Origin of the sequence: Croceicoccus estronivorus (assembly GCF_001625325.1) — a bacterium.
GTDB classification, from domain to species: domain Bacteria; phylum Pseudomonadota; class Alphaproteobacteria; order Sphingomonadales; family Sphingomonadaceae; genus Caenibius; species Caenibius estronivorus.
Window position 1 is genome coordinate 17,062 of sequence record NZ_JRQQ01000007.1, and the last position, 24,663, is coordinate 41,724.

Annotated in this window: 21 protein-coding genes, 1 tRNA gene and 3 pseudogenes; 11 read left to right on the plus strand and 14 right to left on the minus strand. The window is 58.2% G+C overall.

Annotated elements, in window-relative coordinates; genetic code table 11:
• The first annotated feature begins 98 nt into the window (after positions 1–98).
• Positions 99–737, plus strand: a complete 639-nt coding sequence (locus MB02_RS11510) for a hypothetical protein (RefSeq protein ID WP_067537431.1) — start codon at positions 99–101, stop codon at positions 735–737.
• On the opposite strand, the gene MB02_RS11515 is transcribed toward MB02_RS11510, so the two are convergent.
• The 4 genes from MB02_RS11515 to MB02_RS11530 form a co-directional block, all read right to left on the minus strand.
• Positions 701–1,360 (minus strand): class I SAM-dependent methyltransferase, encoded by a 660-nt coding sequence (locus tag MB02_RS11515; protein ID WP_067537970.1) that lies wholly within the window; start codon positions 1,358–1,360, stop codon positions 701–703. The genes MB02_RS11510 and MB02_RS11515 overlap by 37 nt on opposite strands.
• A gap of 13 nt (positions 1,361–1,373) precedes the next feature.
• On the minus strand, positions 1,374–2,612 hold the full coding sequence (locus tag MB02_RS11520; protein ID WP_067537434.1) for a DUF3419 family protein: 1,239 nt from the start codon (positions 2,610–2,612) through the stop codon (positions 1,374–1,376).
• Positions 2,613–2,759: 147 nt separating this feature from the next.
• On the minus strand, positions 2,760–3,284 hold the full coding sequence (locus MB02_RS11525) for a DUF1993 domain-containing protein (RefSeq protein ID WP_067537437.1): 525 nt from the start codon (positions 3,282–3,284) through the stop codon (positions 2,760–2,762).
• A 127-nt stretch (positions 3,285–3,411) separates the two neighbouring features.
• Positions 3,412–4,113 carry a GcrA family cell cycle regulator gene (locus tag MB02_RS11530; protein ID WP_067537440.1) on the minus strand — a complete coding sequence of 234 codons (702 nt, stop codon included), beginning with the start codon at positions 4,111–4,113 and terminating at the stop codon, positions 3,412–3,414.
• A 93-nt stretch (positions 4,114–4,206) separates the two neighbouring features.
• Here MB02_RS11530 and MB02_RS11535 point away from each other — a divergent pair, with 93 nt between their 5' ends.
• Positions 4,207–5,085 (plus strand): ABC transporter permease, encoded by an 879-nt coding sequence (locus MB02_RS11535; protein WP_067537442.1) that lies wholly within the window; start codon positions 4,207–4,209, stop codon positions 5,083–5,085.
• Between the two features lie 50 nt (positions 5,086–5,135).
• Here MB02_RS11535 and hspQ read toward each other — a convergent pair whose 3' ends face one another.
• A complete protein-coding gene (gene hspQ / locus MB02_RS11540; protein ID WP_067537445.1) occupies positions 5,136–5,516 on the minus strand; it encodes a heat shock protein HspQ in 381 nt (126 codons plus the stop codon).
• Between the two features lie 160 nt (positions 5,517–5,676).
• Here hspQ and MB02_RS11545 point away from each other — a divergent pair.
• A tRNA-Ser gene (locus tag MB02_RS11545) sits at positions 5,677–5,766 on the plus strand.
• Between the two features lie 146 nt (positions 5,767–5,912).
• Positions 5,913–6,086, plus strand: a pseudogene (locus MB02_RS17455) (Arm DNA-binding domain-containing protein); the annotation flags it as partial.
• 141 nt (positions 6,087–6,227) lie between these two features.
• Here the strand turns inward: MB02_RS17455 and MB02_RS18000 are convergent.
• Positions 6,228–6,383: pseudogene (locus MB02_RS18000) on the minus strand (IS6 family transposase); the annotation flags it as partial.
• A 78-nt stretch (positions 6,384–6,461) separates the two neighbouring features.
• Positions 6,462–6,962: a MarR family winged helix-turn-helix transcriptional regulator gene (locus MB02_RS11560; RefSeq protein ID WP_170304715.1), complete on the minus strand. Its 501-nt coding sequence runs from the start codon at positions 6,960–6,962 to the stop codon at positions 6,462–6,464.
• 86 nt (positions 6,963–7,048) lie between these two features.
• Here MB02_RS11560 and MB02_RS11565 point away from each other — a divergent pair, with 86 nt between their 5' ends.
• From MB02_RS11565 to MB02_RS11585, 5 genes are all read left to right on the plus strand, one after another.
• The gene (locus tag MB02_RS11565) at positions 7,049–8,728 is read left to right on the plus strand and encodes an N-acyl-D-amino-acid deacylase family protein (protein ID WP_067537455.1); all 1,680 of its coding nucleotides are present in this window, start codon (positions 7,049–7,051) and stop codon (positions 8,726–8,728) included.
• A gap of 22 nt (positions 8,729–8,750) precedes the next feature.
• On the plus strand, positions 8,751–9,932 hold the full coding sequence (locus tag MB02_RS17460) for an amidohydrolase family protein (protein ID WP_170304716.1): 1,182 nt from the start codon (positions 8,751–8,753) through the stop codon (positions 9,930–9,932).
• A 627-nt stretch (positions 9,933–10,559) separates the two neighbouring features.
• Entirely contained in the window at positions 10,560–12,842 is a 2,283-nt protein-coding gene (locus MB02_RS11575; protein ID WP_170304717.1) for a TonB-dependent receptor, read from the plus strand.
• Positions 12,843–12,851: 9 nt separating this feature from the next.
• Positions 12,852–13,619: an SDR family NAD(P)-dependent oxidoreductase gene (locus MB02_RS11580; RefSeq protein WP_067537461.1), complete on the plus strand. Its 768-nt coding sequence runs from the start codon at positions 12,852–12,854 to the stop codon at positions 13,617–13,619.
• 12 nt (positions 13,620–13,631) lie between these two features.
• Positions 13,632–14,075 (plus strand): VOC family protein, encoded by a 444-nt coding sequence (locus tag MB02_RS11585; protein WP_067537464.1) that lies wholly within the window; start codon positions 13,632–13,634, stop codon positions 14,073–14,075.
• A 43-nt stretch (positions 14,076–14,118) separates the two neighbouring features.
• Here MB02_RS11585 and MB02_RS11590 read toward each other — a convergent pair whose 3' ends face one another.
• Complete coding sequence (locus MB02_RS11590) at positions 14,119–15,036, minus strand: AraC family transcriptional regulator (protein ID WP_067537466.1); 918 nt, start codon at positions 15,034–15,036, stop codon at positions 14,119–14,121.
• A gap of 97 nt (positions 15,037–15,133) precedes the next feature.
• Between MB02_RS11590 and MB02_RS11595 the strand changes: the two genes are divergently transcribed.
• Entirely contained in the window at positions 15,134–15,880 is a 747-nt protein-coding gene (locus MB02_RS11595; RefSeq protein WP_067537470.1) for an SDR family oxidoreductase, read from the plus strand.
• Between the two features lie 225 nt (positions 15,881–16,105).
• Here the strand turns inward: MB02_RS11595 and MB02_RS11600 are convergent, their stop codons facing one another.
• The 6 genes and pseudogenes from MB02_RS11600 to MB02_RS11620 form a co-directional block, all read right to left on the minus strand.
• Positions 16,106–19,306 carry an efflux RND transporter permease subunit gene (locus MB02_RS11600; RefSeq protein ID WP_156495514.1) on the minus strand — a complete coding sequence of 1,067 codons (3,201 nt, stop codon included), beginning with the start codon at positions 19,304–19,306 and terminating at the stop codon, positions 16,106–16,108.
• A gap of 58 nt (positions 19,307–19,364) precedes the next feature.
• A complete protein-coding gene (locus MB02_RS11605) occupies positions 19,365–20,507 on the minus strand; it encodes an efflux RND transporter periplasmic adaptor subunit (protein WP_067537977.1) in 1,143 nt (380 codons plus the stop codon).
• A gap of 11 nt (positions 20,508–20,518) precedes the next feature.
• Positions 20,519–21,772: a TolC family protein gene (locus MB02_RS11610; protein WP_067537476.1), complete on the minus strand. Its 1,254-nt coding sequence runs from the start codon at positions 21,770–21,772 to the stop codon at positions 20,519–20,521.
• Positions 21,773–21,836: 64 nt separating this feature from the next.
• Positions 21,837–22,175, minus strand: coding sequence for a hypothetical protein (locus MB02_RS11615; protein ID WP_067537478.1), 339 nt, complete (start codon positions 22,173–22,175; stop codon positions 21,837–21,839).
• Positions 22,176–22,296: 121 nt separating this feature from the next.
• Positions 22,297–22,471: pseudogene (locus MB02_RS18005) on the minus strand (integrase); the annotation flags it as partial.
• Positions 22,472–22,525: 54 nt separating this feature from the next.
• On the minus strand, positions 22,526–23,914 hold the full coding sequence (locus tag MB02_RS11620) for an MFS transporter (protein ID WP_067537980.1): 1,389 nt from the start codon (positions 23,912–23,914) through the stop codon (positions 22,526–22,528).
• Between the two features lie 117 nt (positions 23,915–24,031).
• On the opposite strand from MB02_RS11620, the gene MB02_RS11625 reads away from it, so the two are divergent.
• On the plus strand, positions 24,032–24,640 hold the full coding sequence (locus MB02_RS11625) for a TetR/AcrR family transcriptional regulator (RefSeq protein WP_067537481.1): 609 nt from the start codon (positions 24,032–24,034) through the stop codon (positions 24,638–24,640).
• Positions 24,641–24,663: the final 23 nt, after the last annotated feature.

Genomic DNA, 24,663 nt, shown 5'->3' on the forward strand with positions numbered 1-24,663 from the left:
GATAGAAGGGGCCGCAGGGGAGACCTTGCGGCCCCTTTTTCTATCGTCGATCCGGTGGGCGCGAAGTAAGATGCCGGTCCTGCCGACAGGAGGATGAAATGGCACTTCTCCCCGTGGCCGATACGCATGTTCTGGCCCGCAAGGCCGGGTGGGCGGTTCTGATCGTTCAGGCGCTGTACGTATTGGTGCTGTTGATGGGGCTGTCGCAGTTGCCGGACCTTGATTCCCCGATCGCAGACCCCTGGTTTGCGGGGATGGAGGTACTGATCGTACTGCTGGCTCCGGCGGTGATACTATTTTTTGCGGCGGTGCCGGGTCTGGTGCTGCGTCAGAATCGCGCCTGGGCATGGTTGGCCTGTGCCGCCGCATCACTGTGCCTGATGCTGTCCGCAGGTCTGCATCTGGTGTTGTTGACGCTAGGCAGGACGGAAGGTGCCGGTGTATGGAGCGCACAGGGAGCCTTCGTATGGCCATCCTTGCCCTATCTTGTAGATATTATTGCGTGGGATAGCGTTTTCCCGCTGGCACCCGCCGCGCTTGCCCTTGCTCTGCGAGGAATGCGATTACCGCCGGTTGTCGCGCTGCTGCTCTGGTTGAGCGCGGGTTTGAGCCTTGCCGGGTTGCTGGGGCCGATCACAGGCCAGATGCCGCTGCGCAACCTGGGCATTGTGGGTTACGCGCTGTGTTTCCCCATGGCCGTCTATGCACTTTTGCGCAGCACCACACTGCGCGCGTAATCGCGATAGAGCGTCTGCCGATCCAACTCCAACTCGTGCCGTATTGCTAGTTGCTCCGCCACATCGAACAAGGCGGCACGCGGCTCCACATGGAAGCGGGCGAGCCAGGCGCGCAACATCCGGGCGAACCAGTGAGGGAGAGCGTCCTGCTCTCCGAAATCCACCACATGCACTTTTCCGCCGGGCGCGAGATGCAGGCAGGCCTGTTCCAGCGCTTGTTCCCAGCCGGGGATCATGGACAAAGTGTAGGAGCAGAACACACGGTCAAAAGTTTCGCGGCCAAACAGGGCAGGGGCATCAAAGTTGGTCGCGTCCGCACAGGCCAGCGATATCCGGGTGGCAAAGCCCTGATCCAGAGCTTTCTTCGCGGCGGACTTCAACATTTCGGCAGATATGTCGAGGCCGTAGAAATGGGCAGTCGGGTATCGTTTGGATGCCAGTACGATGTTGCGGGCCGTGCCACAGCCGAGTTCCAGCACATGGCCGCCTGCGGGAACATCCAACTCCGAAATCAGTCGGTCGCGGCCCAGCAGGTAATATTTGCGCGTCAGATCATAGATATGGCGTTGTACAGCGTAAATGGCGTCCATCTGCGCGGCGTGGCCGATGCTTTTGCCAGCCATGCCGTCCGCCGCCCTAGCCGCGCCGGACATAGAGGTGGACCCCGCCATAGATAGAGGACCGATCAAGCACGGTCAGTTCCTGCGATTGCGCAGCGCGGTAATCCCACATTTCGAGAAGGTTTGCCGCAAGCCGCCCTGGAAGCAGGGAGGGTTCGTCCGCTGTACGGAAGAGAACCCGGGCACCGGCGCGCGCGGTTCGGCAAATCTGGCTCCAGAGCGCGTTGAGCTGATCGTCCGTCATCCAGTCCTGAGCATCGAGCAGCACGAACTTGTCCACGCTCTGCGCCTCTTGTCCGGCGAGCCAGTCGGTCATGTTCGCCTGCTGAATGTCCAGCCGATCGAGCCGGCTGCGCACGAGCTTGAAATGCGCTTCCTGAAGATAGGGGGGAAGGCTCCCCTCCGGTGCCTTGTCATAGCCCCGGGAGAATGCCTGCCAGGCGAAGTAGTTATCGCGGAAGTCAAAGTCGCAGGTGAGTTTTTCCAATCGCTGGCGCAGGACATCGGCCATACTGCGCCCAGCTGCCAGCTTGTCGTATTGTGCAGGGGGAATCCCGAGCCCGAAAAGGGAGGCGGGCTGGCTTGTCATCCAACGGATCAGCGGTTTGTCGAAAAACGGCACGAAGCGTTGTTCAAAGTGCGCACGTTGTTCGTCCTTCCCATGGGCTTGCAATACGTCTCGGGGATTTTCCCCGTTCAGTCGGGCAAGCAAATGGGCAAAGCCGATAAATGTGCCAAGCAAGCCATGACGATAAGCGCCTCTGGTAAACATGCCGATCCGTTTCCGGCCGAGGATGTCTCGGGTTTCCCAATATCGGCGCGAAGACGCGTCCAGATGTTGTGCGACATGCGTAAAATAGGCCGCTTTGTTTTCCGCCAGATCGGCTTCCACGAAGAAGCGCCTGAAGTGCATGTGATCGGGCAAGTGCCGCATGGCGGTACGCTTCAGGCGTCCCAATGCGACATGGGCGTGGTTCAGATCAAGTGCCGTTATCCGGGCCGGACCGGCGGTAAGGTAGCTCAGGGCGTTGCAGCCTCCACTGGCGATAGTGACCAGATGATCCGTCTCCCGGATATCCAGTCCGGCCATATCCGCTTCGGGGTCTTCCCATATCTGCGGATAGACCAGCCCGCGGAAGGCTAATGCAAACGCGCGTTCGAGCAGGGCTGTGCCAGTGAAACCTTTTGTGCGAACGGCTGCCTTCTCGATCAGTTCTCCGCGGGCACTCGTTTCAATCGCAATGTCCTGCTTCATGCGTCATTCCGTATTCCGCAGACATCCGCACCATGCGGCACCGCATTGTAAAATACGGCCCTATTCGTGTGGAGTGACGCTTCGGAGACGGATTGGTGACAGTTTGCAGACACTGCCCGCCAGATTGCAAGATATATTGAAGGGCGGTTATGCCTCGATCGGCAATGCGCCCAAGAAATCCACTTTGCCTAGAGGCACGCCACGTGCGCGAAGAATGTCGTATGCGGTCGCCGCGTGGAAATGGAAATTGGGCTGGGTAAAGCCGAGCAGGAAGTTTTCGGCAGTGAAGTTCAACAGATATTTGTCGCCGATGGTGAACTTCATCGGTTTGCCCATGAAGCCTTCAACTTCGTCCTCGCTTAGGTCGGCCAGGAATGCCAGGGCTTCGTCAATCCGCTCCCCCAATGCAGCGAAGCTGGCTGGCGGCTCGCTCATATCAGGGGAAAAGGTACCGCGCCTAACGCCCTCGATCGCGCCCATGCTATGCACTGCGCAACTTTTCACTTGGTATTTGAACGGCAGCATGTCGTCAATCAACCGGGCATCGATCAATTCTGCGTCGTCAAGGCCTTCCGCCTGGCAATGAGCCTCCGCCTTGTCGAGCCATGTGCGGCATGCCCCCAATATCTGCGTCCAGGTCGGTACAAGGGCAGCATGAAGAGATAGCGGCATGGGTGGCTCCTATGGCGTTTGTGCCGGTAAGGCACTGGGGAATGCAGGCAAAGTAAAGCGGCGCGGAAGCATCCTTCCGCGCCGCTGACATATCTCATCGTTCATCCATCATGCGGAATAGACAGACCTAGCGCACCCGAGGGCCGCCGAAAGGCAGCGGAGGCGGTGGGCGCCGTGCGCCGCGAGGCAGTTGTGCCTGATAGGCGCGCCCGCAATGTTCGACGCAATATGGGTAGCCGGGATTCACCTTTTCACCGCAGAAATGGAAATCCGCCTCACCTGGATGGCCCATTGGCCACCGGCAAACCTTGTCGCTCAAATCCAGCAGGCTGGTCTTGTCGGCAATTTCCGGGCTCGGCTTGGCCGGTACGAGGCGCCGTGGTGGAGCCGGCGGAATAGGTGCCTGTTGATCGCCAGGCCCCTGGCGAAGGAAGCCGCCAGGCCCGACCGAAACGATCTTGGGCAGTCCCGTCCCGGAATTTGGCAGGGGTTGAGAAGGGATGGGAGCCGCAGACGCAGCTGGCGCCGGAGTGGGAGCTGCCGCTGGCGCAACCGGCTTTTCAATCGGTGCAGCGCGTGGTGGAGCCTTGGCTTTCGTTTCACTGCCGGATGACGCGGGCGGTTTCTTGGATGGGGCCGCTGCCTTGGCTTTCTTGGGTGCATCGTTGGTCTTCACGGGGGAAGGGCGAGCCTTGAGCCCAAGGCGATGGGCCTTGCCGATGACCGCGTTGCGGCTCACCCCGCCGAGCTCTTCGGCGATCTGGCTCGCAGTCGCTCCGCCTTCCCACATTTTGGTCAGCGTTGCGATCCGTTCCTCGGTCCAGCTCATAATCGCTCCAATTCCTCAATTCCGGCCAAAATCCCACAACACGGGAAAAGATGTTTCTTGCCAGCCGGACCGGCTGCCGATAGTCGCCCGGGCATGGCCAATCAAGCCCGAGAAACAAGTATCGCCGCAGAAGACACTGCCCATGTTCAACGCCGGTTTCCCCCGCAGGGCGAACCGCTGATTCAAGGCATCAACCGAGGCGGGCTGTGGACCTTATATATTAAGGAGGTTCGCCGATTTCTCAAGGTCCAGACCCAGACAATTTGGGCTCCGGCCGTCACGACCCTGCTGTTTTTGGTGATTTTTACCGTTGCCCTGGGTCGGCAGGGGCGAATCGTTTTGGGTGTACCGTTTGCAACCTTCATCGCTCCTGGGCTTATCGCCATGGGAATGATGCAGAACGCGTTTGCCAATTCGAGTTTTTCACTGCTCGTCGGCAAGATACAGGGCACGATTATCGACTATCTGATGCCTCCTCTGAGCGAAGGTGAACTGATGGCGGGAATCGTTGCGGCTGCCACGACTCGCGCGATAGCGGTTGGTGGCGCTGTGGCGGCGGCGATCTGGCTCTGGCCCGGCGTACATATCAGCGTCGCTCATGCATGGGCGGTCGTCTGGTTTGGGCTGATGGGGGCGGTGATGTTATCGTTCCTCGGCTTGCTGACTTCGCTGTGGGCGGAAAAGTTCGACCACGCTGCTGCTGTGACCAATTTCGTGGTTGCACCGCTCTCGTTGTTGTCTGGTACTTTTTATACCATTCACAATCTCGCGCCCGGCTTCCGCTTCGTCAGTTTTGCAAACCCGTTTTTCTATGTGATTTCAGGTTTTCGCTATGGCTTCCTGGGAGACAGCGATATCGGGGAAGGCGCGTCGGCAGTGATATGGGCCGCTTTTGGGCTCGGTCTGTTCAACCTTGCATTGGGCGTGCTTAGCTACTGGCTGTTGAGGACGGGCTGGAAGCTCAAGAGTTGAAGGCGCGCGCGCAGTGAATGCGCTGCACCTGCCAAAGCCCAGGCATCATTTCAGTGGCTCAAACTGCGCCGCAGACGATAACGTCCTTCTGCAAAATCCTCAAAAATCTGGGGGACGGATGGGTGATCCACCGGACCGCCTTCGCTGTCCCCTAGCAGGTTCTGCTGGCTGACATAGGCGACGTAAGACGAATCCTCATTTTCTGCCAGTAGGTGGTAAAACGGTTGATCCCGCCGTGGGCGAATTTCGTGGGGGATGGCTTCGTACCATTCTTCGCTGTTGGCGAAGACAGGGTCGATGTCGAATATTACGCCACGAAATCCGAACTGGCGATGGCGAACAACGTCGCCGATGGCAAAGCGCGCGCGGGTCTGCAAAGGGGCGTCTACCACCCGCCCTGCCTGATGAGAAAAGAATGTCGAACGATCCATTACATGTAACAATATAATTTGTTGCGTTTGCGAAACAAGGATGCAGGACGATCCATCCCCATTTTGCTTGCGAGAAGGGCTTGGCAAGCTGCCAGTCATCGGCTAACGGCGCGCCTTCCAGCAGACCTGCGGCCCATGGGCCCGATGCACCTGACTTTGCGGAGAGGTGGCAGAGAGGTCGAATGCGCCGCACTCGAAATGCGGTTTACGGGCAACCGTAACGTGGGTTCGAATCCCACCCTCTCCGCCATAAACCCTTGCCAGAGCGTGCCAAAACACCGAAGATTTGAGCCATTCTGTCCTAATGGGGTGGGCGTGGAGTGCCATCTTGTGCCATCCAAACCCCCGCCTTTGGGGGTGGTCCTGGGGGTGCAGGTTAAGGGTTTGGGGGTATTGATGGCCCTGAGTGATACCAAGGCACGCAAAGCACAGCCCGCCGAACGGGATTATAAGCTCGGTGACTCTGGTGGTCTGTTCCTGCTGGTCCGCCCTGGGGGCAGTAAGCTCTGGCGCATGAAGTATCGTTTCGTGGGTAAGGAAAAGCTGCTCTCTTTCGGGCCGTACCCTGAAAGGTGCGCCACTTCCCATCACCACCACGGGCTATCATTTCCATTTTTATCAGCTCGGCACGGTTGAAGTGCATGGCGGCGATATCGTCGCGCAAGTGACTTCATGGCTGGATGAGGAAGCCAAGGGCGGCGAATGGCAGGCCCAGCAGCGCGCCGTCTCGTGAGTGACGTCGATCCCTCGCTCGGCGAGGAGATCTTCGACGTCCCGCAAGCTCAGCGTGAAGCGAAAATAGAGCTAGATGCCGAGCCGGATCACGCCTGGCGGGAACCGGTGGCGCCTGAACGCAATGGGTTTCATGCTTGTCTCGCTAAGTGGCGGAATGCCGCAAGTGGAGACAAGTTGTCGTTAGGCTGACAGATTCCCAACAGAATATTTTTAATTTTCTATCTTCTCACCTTCTATGTTAATAAATGAGATATACTTTTCCATAAGATCTGCGAAATGTATTAATTCATCTTCTGTGAAGTGAATTAATACATTTTTCATTAAAACGTTTCTAGATTCATTTATTTTCTTTGCCTGCTTTAGTCCAGACGGGGTTGGGGACATAGTTACGACGCGACGATCTTTCTTTTCATTTCTACGTTCGATGAGGCCGAGTTCGACCAAAGGTAAAGTGGTGCGACTTGCGGTTGAAGCATTTACGCCCAGCACTTGTGCCAGCTCGGTCATTTTCTGACCCGGATTAGCAATGACGGCTTCCAGAATATCGACCTGGACTGGCGTCAGTTCATATTCACCGACCAGATAAACGTATCGCTGCAACGCGCGATTTCGGGGATTCCTTCGGAGATCGATAACAGCTCTCGCAAAACGCGCGGAAGCATCATCGGCCTTTTCTGCCGCAAGAGATTTTTCTCCACCCTTTTCCGTCACCTCAGAATCCTTGCATAATACATATATTTCTCTGTACACGTTTATCGTTCGGGTAATATAATTGCCGGACATGAAATTGGAACAGGATGGCTGAAGTGAAATACGATCGGGTAATCGCCGGTGGCCTCGTTGTGGACGGAAGCGGAAGCGCCCCGATTTATGCCGATGTTGGGATTGTCGGCGACAAAATCGCAGAGATTGGCCAAGGTTTGAAAGGCCATGATACTTTGCATGCTGAAGGGCTGATTGTCGCTCCGGGCTTCATTGATGTTCACACGCACTATGATCCTCAGGTCCTGTGGGATCGTGAGCTAACGCCATCATCCTGGCACGGTGTGACATCCGTAATCGCGGGCAATTGCGGCTTTAGCATTGCGCCAGTGAAAGAGGGAGGACGTGATCTCTTAATCGGCACATTCGAAAAGGTCGAGGACATAGACTCTCAGGCTATGGAGCAGGGAATCACCTGGGATTTCGAAACTTACGGGGAATACTTGGCGGCGCTGGAGCAGGCAGGTCTTGCTATCAATTTTGGCGGTTATGTGGGCCATACCGCGGTTCGAGCCTACGTCATGGGTGACGCCAGTTATGAGCGGGAGGCAACTCCCCGAGAACTGGATGCCATGAAAGCAGTGGTGGAGCGCTCGCTAAGAGAGGGAGCATTAGGATTTTCCACAGATAGGGCGGGATTTATCCTTGGTCATCGAGGAAAGCCTGTGCCCTCTGTAGTGGCATCACAAGAAGAGACTGAGGCGCTGTTAGCCATACCGGTAGAGGTTGGCCGTGGTATTTCCCATATTGCGCCGGGCGAAGATTATGCATGGCTATTGGATTTTGTTCGTCGGACCGGCGCTACGGTGAATTGGTCGGCGATTCTTGCCTATCCGGCCGGATCCGGTCGCGCTGATTACCGTGATAAACTTCAGGTGCTGCGGCAGGCATACGAAGAAGGCTTGCCACTAATCGGACAAGTTACTTGTCGGCCAATTATTCAGCTCATTTCTCTCGCGACCCCGTACTCATTTTCCCAAATAGAAGCATTCAGTACTATCCTCGCCGCTCCTCCCGAAGATAGGGCGGCAATCTATGCCGATCCACAATGGCGAGCTGATCTACATCGCTGCCTGGAGAAGATCGATTTACCTCCGCGCTGGGAGCTCATGCATGTTGCGGAAACACCGAGGCAGCCGAACCTAATTGGAAGCAGCATTGCGGATCTTTCGTCCGAACGTGGGGCGGATCCCTTCGATGTCATGATCGATATCGCTTTGGCTGATAACCTCCAAACTCGCTTCAGCGTAACTTTTGCAAACGATTGCGATCACGATGTTACGGAACTGCTACGCGGAGTGAACTGCATCATTGGCTTATCAGATGCAGGCGCGCACGCCGCCCAAATTTGCGACAGTGTGTTGACGACAGATTTTCTTTCGCGCTGGATCCGAGATCGCGCCATTATGCCGCTGGAGCATGCAATCCGAAAAATCACGGGCGAACTCGCCGACGTTATGAGGCTCGATCGTGGTTATCTCCGTCCGGGAAGTCCGGCGGACATCACGGTATTCGATCTCGATCGCCTGGACGTTGGCCCGATTTCTAGAGTTCACGATCTTCCGGCTGGTGCTGAGCGGCTGATTGCAGACCGACCGACTGGGATTGAGCACGTCCTGGTAAACGGTGTCCCGATACGACGAGACGGCGTGATTCAAAGAGATGCAGTCCAAGCCGGGCCCGGGCAGCTACTCAAGAGCACCAGTGGTGAATAATACTAATTCTCAGGAGGATAAAATGGCGAAATTGTCCAACAATTTGCAGGGTTCAGGCGGCATTTCGCCAATTTTGTCTCGTACCAGGCTGATCTCGTCGGATTCTCATATCGTGGAGCCTCCCAACCTATGGGACTCACTGGAAAGCGAACTTGGCGACCGCCGACCTCACGTGATAACGGAAGAAGATGGCGATTGGTGGTACATTGACGGGAAAAAGACTATGTCTTTTCTCGGAATTAATGTTGGGAAGCGCTTTGAAGTCGACTCTCATGAGTTGCGAACCTCCGGAACATTTGACCAAGTTGCGGCCGGCGCGAGTGATCCAGATCTCTACATAAAAGAAAACGAGCAAGACGGCATATGGGCGTCGGTAATATATCCCAGTCAGGGCCTCATACTTTATGCTGTCCCAAACAGCGAAGTGGCTACTCTCGCGATGAGGCGATACAATGATTGGATAGCCGATTTCTGCGCTACTCATCCGGATCGCCTCAAAGGAATCGGCATGCTTAATGTCGATGATATCGATGAAGCTGTAAACGAGCTGAAGCGATGTCGAAAACTGGGGCTTGTCGGAGCTATGATCAGTGTCGCTCCTCCCGCATGGGGAAGCTATCGGTTGCCAGAGTATGATCAATTGTGGGCCGTCGCGCAGGATCTTGATTTCCCTCTATCACTTCATATCGGCACGGACCGAGCCGACCCGCGAATTGGGGATGCGGCATTTCGCCTTGATGTAAAGCACGTACCACCATCAAGTTTTGTAAATTCAGATTATAGAGTAAGAATAACTCTTGCTGATTTTATATATTCCGGAGTTTTTGAGAGATTCCAAAATTTAAAAGTGGGAGCTATTGAGTTCGAGCTTTCCTGGATTCCAGTATATCTCCATAGATTGGATTATGCCTATACGGATAGGCCCCCCAGGGGGCCGGAGTGGCGTAAATTTGAGGATCCAAATAAATTACCAAGCGATTTCTTTAAATCCAATATTTTCATATCCTTTCAGGAAGATCCGTATGGATTGCGTCTACGCGACGTATATGGAATCGACGGATTGCTGTGGGGAAGCGACTACCCTCACACTGAATCAACTTTTCCTCGTTCTTTGGAAATATTGGATAATATAACACGCGGAATGTCCGAAATAGAGATCGAAAAGATAGTAAATAAAAATGTAAGAAGAATTTATAATTTTTAAATTTATATAGAAATTTGAGGAGGGCAAAATATTATTTTTGCTCTCCTTTTTGTTAATATATTATTTCAGTGATTCCGGTATATATTTTTTGAATGAGTGGCCATCTGTTCTGCGTATTCGACATGGTGAATGCTGGAATAGGAGAAGGTGAGCAGGAGAGCTTCCGCTTCACTTAAAGCATCGGTGCCTTGGCTGAGCCCCAAGGATGTATTCGAGATGCCAACCTATGGCCGCAATATGTTGCCGCGCGCTAAATGATGGTGCGCACAGTTCCTAAACCTCTCCTTGATGGAGCAGGTCTTCGTAACTGCGAGGGCTCGGCCTTTGGTGTTATCGGACCAAGGGCGTCGCAGCGGCAGGCCTATCAATCTGCATTTGAAGCCTCGATGTTGCCTAAAGCGGCAACTCCCAACGCGCGCGATCCAAACAGCTAATGCGGCCAAGCTGCTAAGTCAGCGCATTGATGTCCTATCCGACGAGTTTCTCTTCCGGATTGGCGCCTCGAATCCCATCAATTGCGGATATCCGGAAAAAATCATAGCATACTACATATATTGTATAAACAAACTATTGTGCCTCTGAATGACCGTCTTTCATCACATAGGGCGGCGTGTTGGAGGAGAGACAATGCGTACAGCTGTCACTTGCGTAGCATTTGCTGGCACAATCATCACTGGCGCGCCGGTGCGTGCTCAAGGCGTTGATCAACTGCCAAATGTGGCATCGGAAACTCGTATAGAAGATATTGTCGTAACTGCACGGCGACGGGAGGAACGTGTCCAGACTGTCCCTGTGGCGCTCACAGCAATTAACGGCGAAACGTTAGAGAGGCTGGGGATCCAACAGCCCGACAAGCTACAGAATATCGTCCCAAATCTTGCCAGCACGCCTATGCCATCTGTAGCAGGCGGTTCGGTTACTTTCATCCGAGGTGTGGGTACGACGGAACTTTTGCTGAGCGTTGATTCGCCGGTAGGTACTTACGTCGATGGAGTCTATCTTGGCCGGAACGTCATCGCCAATCTGGGGGTCATCGCACCCGCTCGCGTCGAAGTGTTACGCGGACCTCAGGGCACGCTGTTTGGTCGCAATACCACTGGCGGGGCAATTTCCATAACCACACCAAAGCCGGATGCTGATTTTGCACTCCAATTGAAAGGTGGGTTAGCCTCTTTCCATGAGCGATACGGTCAGTTCCGCCTGGATACGGGCGAAATAGGCACCACAGGACTTAGCGCACTCGTCGCCTACCAACATAAAGAAAGCCATGGCATTATTAATAACCCTTTGGCTCCTGGGAAGGAAGATCCCGGTGCAAGTAACAGTGACGCAATCTTTGCGAAAGTGCACGGGGAGTGGGGCTCACTTAAAATCGACTACAGCTTCGATTATGCCAACTTGCACGCAGCAACCGGCGCGTTTCAGATTGGCTATGCTACCGCTGCTTTCCGTGATTACTACGCGCAGTCGTCAGGGTTCAATGGGGCAGAGCTGATCATCGACCCGGAAAGGCGCGACACATTGCCGTTTCGTCGGATGGGAAGACAGGCTGTAACAAGCTATGGGCATGCCTTGATTGCTGCGGCTGACATAAGCGACACGCTGACGCTAAAATCAATTACGGCCTATCGTCACTATAAGGCGGACCAGCCAAACCCTTACGCGCCCTCCGGCATATTAGGGCCTACGACTACTGGCATTGCTGAAATTTATCCCTTTCAGTCCGACATTGGCACTGTGCGTACGCAACACCAGTTCTCTGAGGAGATTCAGCTTCTTGGAACTTTTGATCAATTCGAATTCGTATTAGGTGGATTCTACTTTAACGAAAAAGCAGAAGAAATTGCTCCCACATCATATACTTATTTGTTGCCACCCGATAAGAATACAGGATTAAATCTGACAGGTGCAACTAACTATGCAGTCAGTGCTGATTCCTACGCGGTTTTCGGCCAGGGGACTTATCGTCCAGCGTTTGCTGGTGATAAACTGGAACTGACTTTAGGAGCACGGTACACAAAGGATGAAAAATCCATTGACCAAACGCGTGCAACTGTGCGCTCGGCACGGCGCAAATATAATAATTTCTCATACAACCTCTCGCTAGCCTACAAACTGCTGCCTGAAACGCTTCTGTTCGGGCGGATCGGCACTGGCTATCGCTCCGGTGGCTTCAATGCGCGTGCTGGAGCTGGCGTTGACTTCGTATTCAAACCCGAAAAAGTTACGAGCTACGAGTTTGGTTTGAAGAGCGACTGGCTTGACGGAATGCTGCGCACAAACTTTGCAGCCTTTTATACCGATTATTCCAACCTCCAAGTCACGCAATATACTGGTTCCGCTGGTGGCGGTGGCACCGGTTTCACTCGCAACGCAAATGCGACGCTGAAAGGCTTCGAACTGGAAACTGTTCTGGTACCCGTAAAAGGCCTGCGTATCGAAGGTAGTACAGGGTATGTCCAAGCGCGCTTCGATGAAATTTATTTTCCCGATCCGATTAGCGGTGATCTCACCAATTTTGCCGACATCAGCCATCTACCCTATGTTCCGGCATGGACCGCCCACGCCGCAGCGCAGTACGCATTCCAACCCTTCGCGAACGATATCCGAACATCCGTCCGCGTGGATTATTCTTGGCGAAGCCGCCGCTGGTTTCACACCAACAACCTTTCCAACCTTAACCCCTTCAATGACGAGATTGCTGACGGCGCATACGGACTGCTGGGGGCGAGTATAGTGATGGGTAACATTCCTTTCGGAAGCCTGAGAGGAGAAGTCTCTCTGTGGGGCGAAAATCTCACCAACACAGAATACCGAATCCAGGGCGTGGATTTCGGCGCGCTCGGATTTGCTGGCAATGTTTATGGCAATCCGCGGCGATTTGGCGTTGATTTCAAGGTGGATTTCTAGGGGCACGGTATGGGCAAGAAAAGTAAGGCGGGAAGGCTTGAGGGCCGAATAGCGATCGTGACAGGCGGTGCCTCCGGATTAGGTCGCGCCACGGCGTCTCTCCTCGCCGATGAGGGCGCTAAAGTTACCATCGCCGATCTGGATGAAGAAGGTGGTAGAGGCGTGGCCGACATGGTCGGCGGTACATTTCGGCGGACTAACGTCGCCTATTCCGCTGATGTAGACGCATTGGTTGCGGAAACAAGTGCCACGCATGGCATGCTGCATATTATGATCAACAATGCCGGCATCTGCCCTCAGAGCCCGCTGGTTGAGATCGATGACCCGACATTCCGCCAAGTCATGGGCGTCAACTTCGATGGTGTGTTCTTCGGAACCCGTGCCGCGGCACGGGTAATGCGCAATCAAGGTTGCGGTACCATCGTCAACACAGCGTCAGCAGGCGCATTTATGCCGACGGAAAACATGAGTGTCTATGCCGCTGCGAAGTCTGCAGTCGTAACGCTAACGCGGGTCGCGGCAATTGAATTGGCCCCGCTCGGTATTCGAGTAAATGCCGTATGCCCCGGACCTATGCGTACTGGCATGGCTGCAGGACTCACTGGAGCGGCGCGCGCAGCATTTGAAAATCTCTCACCCCTCGGTCGTGCTGCAGATCCGATCGAGATGGCGCAGGGTATCCTGTTCCTGATCAGTGATGAGGCAAGCTACATCAACGGTCATGCGCTGCAAGTCGATGGAGGTTCCATCGCGGGTAAGCGTGCGCCTGTCACATAAGGAAAAGTGGCCATGCATTTTGAGCAATCCCATGTAGGCATCTGCGTCTCAGATATGGAACGCGCTTTGCATTTTTATCGTGAGGGACTGGGTTTTGCAGACGGCCCCAGTTTCGCCATTGATTACGCCATCTCCGAAATGACGGGCGATGTGCATCTAACGTCGCATTTTCTGCACAGCGGCGAACTCAGAATCGAACTGCTGCATTTCACGCAGCCAGCAGCTTTTGGGAAACCATCGATAAGCCGCAACCAACTTGGCCTCACCCATCTTTCATTTTCAGTAGAAGATATAGATGCAGCGGCGCAACGTGCGGTGAGGCATGGCGGTACGATCATTGAAGGTACCCGTTCCACCCCTGAAAATGGAGTGCACATCATATTTCTCGCCGATCCGGACGGTACGCGAATTGAACTGATGAAGCATCCGGCAGATGTCAGTTGGCCTTGGTACTAGGCTGTAACCCCACGTTCGCTTTCTCATGCCAGAAAGCCTCACGCTAGGCTGGCCGCGCATTGGACTGGACAGCGCAATCCCGCGCAAACCGTCCGGGTGCGCAGCCCAATCGCTTACGGAATGCAGTGCTGAAGGCGCTCGCTGATTCATAACCGATCTGGTCGGCGATACGCTCCAGCGATTTAGCGCCGCTTACGAGCGCATCCTTGGCGAGCGCCATCCGCCAGCGCGCCAGATATTCGATCGGAGCGCAACCGAGCGTCTTTGCAAAGCGCGCGGCAAAAGCCGATCTCGACATGCCGGCGATCTTCGCGAGCTCTGCCACTGTCCAGCCCGCCCGAACATCAGCATGGATTGCGTGCAGGGCCCGGGCAAGCGAGGGATCGCGCAGGCCGTTCAGCAATCCTGCAGGCACGGCCTCGCCGCCATGCCATCGCAACGCCTCGACCAGCAATGCTTCCAGCAGGCGCTGGATGACCAGTTCCTTGCCGGGATAGTCGGACAGGCATTCCTCGGAGAGGAGCTTGACAAGACGGCCGAACCGGGTCGCGCGCCCTTGTGAAGCGGGGATATGAATCAGATCGGGTAGCAGCCCGAGCAGCAGCGGCGCATTGATCCGCTCGAAGTGGAAACTGCCACCGAGCGAGAGATAGTCCGGTTCGCCCTCCGGATCGCCATGTCGGATGGCCTCGTTGCCAGGCTCGACGGGGCGGCATTCTGCAGCCGGATCGCTGTAGAGCGCGAATGCAGGGGTCGCGGGCAGCAGAAGAAAGTCACCCTCCGTGAGACGGAGCGGTGCACGACCCTCGAACCTGATCCATGCCTCGCCTGCCAGCACGATCGCGAAACCGGGCGCATCATAGGCCCGATAGCACACGCACCAGCGCCCGCGGCCACTGATCGGCTTCGAGACGGCGGCGGTCGGTTTTAAAAGGCTGATGATGTCGCTCAAAGGATCCATCTGGACGATCCATAATAAATAGTGGACTATTGATTATGGATCATATCACGTCGCCTGTCTATTTGCTCTCGATCGCATGGATGTATGGAGACCGAAGATGACCAAGATGATCATGATTACCGGCACGTCGTCGGGCTATGGCAAGGCGACGGCAGACCTTTTCCTTTCGCGCGGCTGGTGCGTCATCGCGACGATGCGCCGACCCGATCCCTCCCTGTTCGAGGCATCCGACCGACTGCGCCTGCTACCGCTGGATGTAACGATCGAGAACAGCATCGCCGCGGCAATCGAAGCGGCCGGCCCGATTGATGTTCTGGTGAACAATGCCGGCGTGGGCGGGATCGGCGCCTTTGAGGCGATGCCGATGTCGTTGATCCGACAGCTTGTCGAAACCAACACGATCGGCGTCATGGCGATGACCAAGGCCGTTATCCCCCAGATGCGCAAGCGTCGCTCAGGCACCATCGTCAATGTGACGTCGAGCGTAACGCTTGGCGACTTCCCGCTCGCCGCACTCTATGCTGGTACCAAGCACGCCATTGAGGGCTTTTCGGCTTCGCTCGCGCATGAGCTCGCTTATTTCGACGTTCGCGTGAAGCTTGTCGAGCCGGGTTATGGGCCGACCACTCGGTTCGGCGCCAACGCCCTCGTACCGGTGGAGCAGCTGCTGCCGGGTGCCTATGCCGACTTCGCTCGCCCGATCCTGGAGAGCTTCGCCAAGCCTGTGCTGACCACCAGAGAAATCGACGTTGCCGAAGCCATCTGGGACGCCGTTTGTGGTGCCGACGACCAACTTCGTTTCCCCGCAGGACCGGATGCCGTCGCGCTCGCCCAGACGCACTGACGGGGCCCATGCCGACCTTCCCGTGGCTGGCATGGGCTCAACGCCGCTGGCTGACACGCTGCCATAGCGGTTACCCACTCGCTCAGATGGGGGCCAGCCCTCCATTCATGCCCCAACTAGGTTGGGAGCAGATTGTCCTATTCTCCGGCAGAAGATCGCAAATTGCCCTCAATGCAAGCCTGAAGAACACGTTTGCTGTCTCTGCTATGTTTCGTCTCGATATCATCATGCTTGTCCATGTGAAGGAGCCTGATCGCTCCGTTGCAGCACGAGCCGCGCGATCGCCGGCAGGACGAATAGTGTGAGCGCGGTCGAGCTGATCAAGCCGCCGATGACCACCGTTGCCAGCGGACGCTGGACCTCGGCGCCGGTGCCTGTCGCGATCGCCATAGGAACAAAGCCGAGCGAGGCTACCAAGGCCGTCATCAGAACCGGTCGCAGTCGGGCCAGCGCACCGTCGGAAATCGCCTCACAGAGGAGTGAGCCTTGGTCCAGACGCTGGCGTATCGCGGTCATCATCACCAGGCCGTTCAGAACCGCGACGCCAGACAACGCGATGAAGCCGACCGCCGCCGAAACAGAGAACGGCATGCCTCTCATGGCGAGAGCGAAGACGCCGCCTGCCAGCGCCATCGGGATTGCGCTGAATACCGCGAGAGCGGGAACCCAACCGCCGAGCGCCATGAACAGGAGCAGCAACACCAGAGCAAAACAGACCGGGACGACAAGGGCGAGCCTCGCCTGCGCGGCCTGGAGGTTCTCATATTGCCCGCCCCACTCGATGAAGGAGGTAGGGGGCAACTCGACGCTATCGGCAACGTCCGCGCGGGCTTCCTCAACGAAGGAACCGAGATCGCGCTCGCGCACGTTCGCCGACACGATCACCAGCCGCCGCCCCTGTTCGCGCCGAACCTCGGCTAGACCATCGACGACCTGGAAATCCGCCAACGTGCGGAGCGGAACCGTTACTCCGCCATCGAGAACGACCGGAAGGGCGCCGAGCTGATCGAAATCGTTACGGGTCACATCATCAAGCCGCACGACGACATCGAAACGGCGGTCACCTTCGAATACCAGGCCCGCAGGGCGACCACCCAGAGCAATAGCCACGGATTGCGCCACATCCTCCACGGTCAGGCCATAGCGAGCGATCGTCGGACGATCGAAGGCGATGTCGAGCGTGGGAAAACCCGTAACCTGCTGGACCTTGACGTCCGCAGCACCTTCTATCCCTCTCAACACTTGAGCAACTTCTCCGGCGGACCGGGTCAGGACCGAGAGGTCGTCACCGTAGAGCTTGACCGCTACGTCGCCGCGAACACCCGCGATAAGCTCGTTGAAACGCAGTTCGATGGGTTGGCTGAACTCGTATAGGTTCCCGACCAGACCGCTCAGCGAGTTCTCCATCTGCGCGACGAGTTCGTCCTTCGACAGATCGGGATCTGGCCATTCCTCGCGCGGTTTCAGGATCACATAGGCATCGGACGCGTTCGGCGGCATAGGATCGCTTGCCACCTCCGCAGTGCCGGTGCGTGAGAACACCAGTTCCACCTGTGGGAAAGTCTTGAGCCGGTCTTCCACCTGTCTTTGCATGGCAAGCGAGCGCTCGAGCGAGGTCGAGGGTATCCGCAGCGACTGAATCGCGATATCCCGTTCGTCCAGCTGCGGCGTGAACTCGCTTCCGAGGAAGCTGAAGACCAGGGCGGCAACGACGAAAATGCCGACACCCGCCCCGATTACCGGCCAGGGCCGCGCGATAGCGCGGCGCACGGCCGGGCCATAGCGTTCCTTCACGATCCGGACAGGCTTGACCTCTTTCTCGGTCAGCTTGCGATTGAGGAGCACCGCAATCATTGCCGGAACAAAGGTCAGCGACAGCACGAAGGCCGAGGCGAGCGCCAGCATGACCGTGATGGCCATCGGCGAGAACGTCTTGCCCTCGACACCGGTGAAGGTGAGAAGCGGAGCATAGACGAGCAGGATGATCGCCTGACCATAGACGGTCGGCTTGATCATTTCCTGTGCGGCCAGCCGCGTCTCGGTCAACCGCTCGCCGAGGCTCAGCAGTCTGCCCTCGCGGTGCTGTCTTGCAGCGAGCCGCGCGACGCTGTTCTCGACGATTATGACTGCGCCATCGACAATGAGGCCGAAGTCCAGTGCCCCCAAGCTCATCAGATTGCCCGAGACGCCCAGTCGGTTCATGCCCACGGCCGCGATCAGCATGGATACCGGGATGACCAGTGCGGCGATGAGTGCTGCGCGAATGTTCCCCAGCAGCAGGAACAGGACGACGATCACCAGCAGTGCACCCTCGACGAGGTTCTTCTCCACTGTGGCAATCGTCGCATCAACGAGGGACGACCGGTTGTAGACGATTTCGGCGACCACGCCGGCCGGGAGCGACGCACGCACTTCGTTCAACCGCTCCGCCGACGCTGCGGCCACCGTGCGGCTGTTCTCGCCGCTGCGCATCAGGACGGTGCCGACGACTGCCTCTTCGCCATTGAGAGACGCCGCGCCGGTCCGCAGATCGCCGCCGATGCGCACCGTGGCGACGTCGCTAATACGGATCGGAACACCCTTGCGGGTCGCAACGACCGCCTGCTCAATGTCCTGCGTGCCGCCAAGGCGTGCATCCACACGGACGAGGAGTGCCTCGCCAGCGCGATCGACGAAGTTGGCGCCCGCAGCGAGGTTTGCCGCTTCCAGCGCCTTGAGCAGGGAATCGAACGAAAGCCCGTAGCCTGTCAACCGGCTCGGGTCGGGCTGCACAAGAAACTGCTTCTCGTAGCCACCGATAGAATCGACGCCTGCCACGCCGTCGATCGAGCGCATCAGCGGGGCCACGGCCCAGTCCTGGATCGTGCGCAAGTAAGCCGCCTTTGCGACCGCGCTATCGAGGCGATCCCCGCGCTCTGTGATGAAGCTCCCGTCCGACTGCCAGCCGGTCCGACCACCGGTCGGTGCGCCGCGACCTCCCGGATACTCGTATTCGATCGTATACATCAGCACTTCGCCGAGACCGGTCGAGATCGGCCCCATAGTGGGCTCTGCTCCTTCCGGCAGCGATGCGCCGATCGGTGCAAGCCGCTCGTTCACCTGCTGGCGCGCGAAGTATATGTCGGTGCCTTCCTCGAAGATAGCGGTGACCTGGCTGAAGCCGTTGCGCGAGATCGAACGGGTCATCTCCAGTCCCTCGATCCCGGCCAGACCGGTCTCGATGGGAAAGGTAACCTGCGTCTCGACCTGCGAGGGCGACAGCGCCGGAGCACTGGTGTTGATCTGCACCTGCGTGTTGGTGATGTCCGGCACTGCGTCGATCGGCAGGCGCAGGAGATTCATGGCGCCGTAGATCGCTGCGAAGGCCGTCAGGACGATGACCGCCCAGCGGAACCGCACTGCGATATCGAGGATCGCCCCGATCAGACCGTGGTGATGCCCCCCCGTATCGGGGTGGGTTTCCGTGTGGGGCGCGGGTCCAGCCTCAGTGCCCATGGGTCGCGCCCTCCTTCTCTAATTCGGCCTTGAGCAGGAAAGCGTTGCCCACGGCAATGCGCCACCTTTCCTCGAGGCCGGAGAGGATCGTCACCATGCCTGCGGACCGGTTGCCGACCTCGACTTCGCGAGCCTGGAAACCATCCCTGGTGCGGACGAACACGACGTCTCGCCCTTCAAGCACCTGAATGGCGTCTTCGGGCACCGCGATACGGCTGCGGTCCACCTCACCCGAAGGCCTGATCCGTGCTTGGAGGAAGGCACCCGGCTGGAGGCCCGGAACTCCACGGGAGAGCGACAGAACCGCCGTGGCGCTGCGGCTCTCCGGATCGAGTGAGGGAGTGACCGAACGCACCCGGGCCGCGATCTCGCGGCCATCGCCGATGACCAGCACAGCCTCGTCGCCCGGTTGGATGCGTGAGGCTTCGGCGGAAGGCAGCGCCACTTCGATCTGAAGCCCGTTCGGATCGACGACGCGGTAGAGTTCCTCGCCGGCATCCACGAAGGCCCCGAGCACGATCGGTGCAGCGGTGATCTTGCCCGCCAAGGGAGAGGTTACAGCCAGCGATCGACCGTCACCGCTTACGCCGGCTGCCGCGACTGCGGCCTGCGCCCGCTGCAATTCCGAGCGCGCTACGCTGAGATTCGCCTGAGCACTTTCCAGGTCCTGGCGGGCCGTGACATTCTCTTCGAACAAGCGCTGTTCGCGATCATAGGCGGCGGACAGCTCGGTCACACGGGCACGCGCCGCACCGACTTGCGATGCGAGAGCGGCGGCATCGGCACTCTCGATGCGGGCGAGGATCTCGCCGCGCGACACATGATCACCCAGCACTTTGCCCACGGAGCGGACGACACCTGAAGCGCGGGCGTCGATACGGGCAGAGGCGGTGGGGCTCGCCGCCACCGTTGCCGGGAAGATGAGCTCGACAGCGGCCCCAGCCCGCACAGTGGCCAGCTGTATCCCTGCCTCGCTGATCTGGTCTTCGCTCAATGTGACCTGCCCCTCGGGGGGCTTGGCCTCTTCCTGCTGCGCATGGTCGTCGACCTTGGAGGTCGGCCAGAAGATCATCGCCAGAGCGCTGATCGCAATCACGATACCGACGAAGGCCGCCAGCTTCCAACGTGTCATTTGTGTATCCTTCATTGTCCAGCCAGCCCGATGAGCTCGGCAGCTGCCCGGCCGCGTTCCTCGCGGGCGACGATGAGCGCCTCGCGGATTGCATCGCGTGCCTCTGCGGCGGCGAGAACCTCGATCAGGGGAAAGCGCCCGTTACGATATCCGATGCGAACGAGGCGCTGTGCTTCCTCCGCCTGTGGGAGCGATGTCTGCGACAGTGTCTCGACCCGGGCCTCGGCCCCGAGATATCTCGCGCGGGCTGTGGCAACGGATTGCTCGTAGTCCGCGAGCGCGACGGCTTCGCGCGCGTTCGCCGCACGCAATCGGGCTTTCGCAGCCGCGATGTTGCCCTGATTACGGTCGCGGAAGGGGAGGGGAATCGATACTCCGACGAGGAACGCGTTGTCGCCACTTTCCTCGAAGCGCCGCATCCCTGCGGAGATCGTCGGATCCGGTATACGGAGGCTTCGCTGCCGCTCGATCTCCGCTGCTGCCGCTGCGCTCTCGGCGCGTGCGACCCGATAGGCCAGGCTGTCCGTGGCCTGGGACATCAATGACGGGGGCGGGACGATGTTCGGGAACTCGGCGGGAACCAGCGGTGCTTCACCGGCGGCCCATAGCGAAGCGAGTGCAGTGCGAGCCGACAGGCTTTCGGCCTCGGCCTCAACCAGACGCGCGCGCGCCTCGGCCAGAGCCGCATCGGCACGTAGTGCGCGCAGAGGCGGCTCACGCCCCACCTCGACGAGGACACCGGCAATGCGCGCCAGTTCTTCTCCCCGTGCAACAACGTCCTGTGCAAGCTCCACTCGAGCGGCCGCAGCAGCAGCCGTCAAGTATCGCTTGCGCACCAATTGGCCCAGCTCCACCGTTGTCAGGTTCGCCCTGAGAGAGGCCAGTTGGGCCTGAGCCTCAGCCGCACCGACCCGCGCGGAACGTTTGCCGCCGAGTTCAAGGCGCTGACCTAGAGAGAGCGTATATTCGGTCGACTGGAGACCGGAAAACGCCCCGCTACCGGCTATGTTCTCGACTTCGAAGGACACCTCGGGATTGAGTCTGAGGCGAGCCTGATCGACAAGGGCGGCCGCGGCATCGGTTTCTGCGCGGGGGCCCACAAGGCGGGGGTTGGTGACGGGGGTATCGGCCTGTTCGGCGACCCCGCTAAGTTCAAGGGCGTCGTCGAGCGTGACGACACGCGGGTCCTGCGCACTGGCAGGTCCCGTGGACAGGGCGAGTATCAGTCCCCAGAAGGGGGCCGCTCGCCACGATATGGCGAACATGGATGGGTATTCCTCTGCTGACGTTCAGTTCGGCGTCGAAAAGCGATCCGACGCGGGGCGAACGTCAGGCGCGAGGAGGGGGCGTTGCTAGCTGAGTTGCAGAGCCGTCGAGCGGCGGTTCCACGATACTGGTGAGCAGCGTCGCAGCGGTCATATGTCGAACAGAGTCTGCGGAAGCCTTAATCGCCTGCGAAGCATGATGGCAGTGACCGTGAACGCAGGTTCCGGGCTTCTCCGGGGCGTTATCGTCTTCTTCCGGTTGCCCATGTTGCTCGATGAGTGAAGCGGCTTCAGGTTCGTCAGAGCATTCGGCCGCTTCGGCAATCGGCGTCCAGAGGACACCGAGAGCGGTGCACAGCGTAAGAAGCTGCAAAAAGACGGTGCGGGCATGAAGCCGGAACATGCGGCGTGCGCTAGCAGCGGAATGACGGCAATGACAATAAAAAGTGAGATCGGAATATTGTCGTATCAGAATTCTTTCTGAATAATATGTAATATCGTATCATTCCAGTTCTCTTCCACTACATGATGTTACCAATCTTGATCTTGGCGAAATCACAGCCATGCAACTTGCTGTCGATTGCCAGATCGAAAAGAGCTGCGACCCCGCAGGCGCTTGTGTTCGTCGAGATAAAAGCGAATTGCGCCACTGTCTCGCGGCTTGAGAGGGCGTTTAAGACCCACATTTCCTCTTGCGTTCCGGGGGCGTTGCTAGACTTGAAAGGTACGCTTCAACTCCTCGAGCTGCCGATGTCATCCTCCCTCGTCTCGCGCAGCTGATCGCGTCATCTGCCACGCAGCGAGAAAGCCGATTAGCGCCGGAACGGCAGAGGCCGCGAACACCCAAAAGCCAGCTGTGCGGGCAATCGGATCGGAGATGCCCTCATTGAAGCCGGAGAGGTTAGCCGCAGTCGCGGCGATGGCGGCGCCGACAGCGCCGCCAGTCTGCCGAACCGCGATGAGGGCGGAACTGCCGATCGCGGTTTCCGCTTCCGGCAGCGCGCCCATGACGCGCCGGTTCATCAAGCTCGACGAAAGGCCGAAGCCGAGACCAAGAACCCCCGTCGCGAACACGATGCTGAGAAGTGTTCCGTTCGGCATAGTGAGTGCCAGACCGAGGGCCCCAAGGAGGATCAGCCCGGCTCCGGAGCGAATCCACAATGGCTCGGCCCGTTCCGTCACCCCCGCGACGTAGAAGGCCGAGAGCGTCCAGGTCACCGCCATCGTGGCGACGGCGTATCCAGCCGTAAGCGCGGAGAGCCCCTGCAATTGCTGGAGGATGGCCGGGCCGTAGGCATTCAACCCCGCAGAGGCAGCGGTCAGCGCGAAGAGCGCCGTATAGCCCGCGCCGGTCACAGTCCGTAGATCGCCACCCGATCGCGGCAGAAGCGTGGTGGTCTGTGTGCGATCGTAGCGGACGAGACCAGCAATGCCGGCGAGACCGATGAAAGTCAGGCTGATACTGATCGTGACCTCATCGAGCAGGCCGGCGACACCGATGAGACCGACAGCGATTGCGAGCAACACCATCTGACGCCAGGGAAATCCGCCCGACAGGTCGGCGTCTGGGTCTATCTTCGCCGGCAGACGAAGGGCGGCCAAGGCAAAGATTGCAGCCTGCGCGGTATAGAGCCAGAATACCATGCGCCACTCGCCCCAGTCGGCGAAGAGGCCGCCGATCAGTGGGCCAAGGATCGTCGCGATACCCCATACCGCCGCCGTCGCGGCGAAGACGCGGGCAATGTGCCGGCGGGGAAAGACAATGCCGATGACCACCATGGCAAGGCCGGATATCCAGCCGCCACCGATCCCCTGCACCAGTCGGCCGACTAGGAAGATCGAGATGTCCGGTGCGAGTGCCGCCATCGCGCAGCCGAACGCGAAGACCAGACCGGCCGCGACCATGGCGATGCGAAGTCCATAATGTTCGGAGATCCGGCCGGCGCTTGCGCTGGCGACGACGACGCCCAGCATGAAGCCCGCGATAGCCCAGCCGAAATAGGCATAGCCGCCAAGGTCTGCACCGACATCGGGCAGGATGGTCGCGGTGATGAGGCTGTCCGTAGCCGTCAGCCAGACGCCGAATAGAACCAGAATGAAATCGAAGAGGCGTCCTTCCGCTACGCAGTCCCGCCAGCCCATGGCGGACTCCGCATGGCCATCCCCGCATTCCTCGACGTCCGAACTGTTCCCTTGGCGTTGTAAGCTCATCTTGATACAGATGTATCAAAGTCGATCGAACTTCAAGGAGATGCGTTTGTGTCTGAAGAGCTTGACGACCGCCACTCGCAGATCGTCGATGCCTTCATTCGCGTGGCGCTTGGCGACGGACTGGCCTCGACCACCATGCGGAGAGTCGCAGGCGAAGCGGGCGTTTCGCTTCGGCTGGTGCAGTATTATTTCGGCAACCGGTCCGGCCTTGTCGCGTCCGCACTGGAACGGCTGGAACACCAGAGCCGGGAGCGCTGGGCTCACCGGATGGAGGCATCGGGATCGTGTGGCTCACTCGCCGAGACGCTTGCAACACTCTGCAACGAGGCATTGCCGGACAGCGAAGAAAGCCGCGCCTTTCACCGACTCTGGACAGCTTTCGCGCTCGAGGCGGAACGTGATCCGGCATCGTTTGCGGCTGCGGTCCGGGACGGGCCCTGCCGTCTCGAGGACGAGGTGACGGCGATGCTAGAGAAGCGCCTTATGGGCAAGTCGAGGCGGAAAGCATTCGACAGTCGATCGGCCGCCAGAGAATTGCTTGCGCTTGTCAACGGGCTGTCGAACGGCATCATGGTGAGACTATACGAGCCTGCTGCAGCCAGAGCGATCCTCCGAAACCATATAGCACGGCTTTTAAAGGAGCCGGGCTGCCCATAGGCATGGGCTCGAATTATGCACGA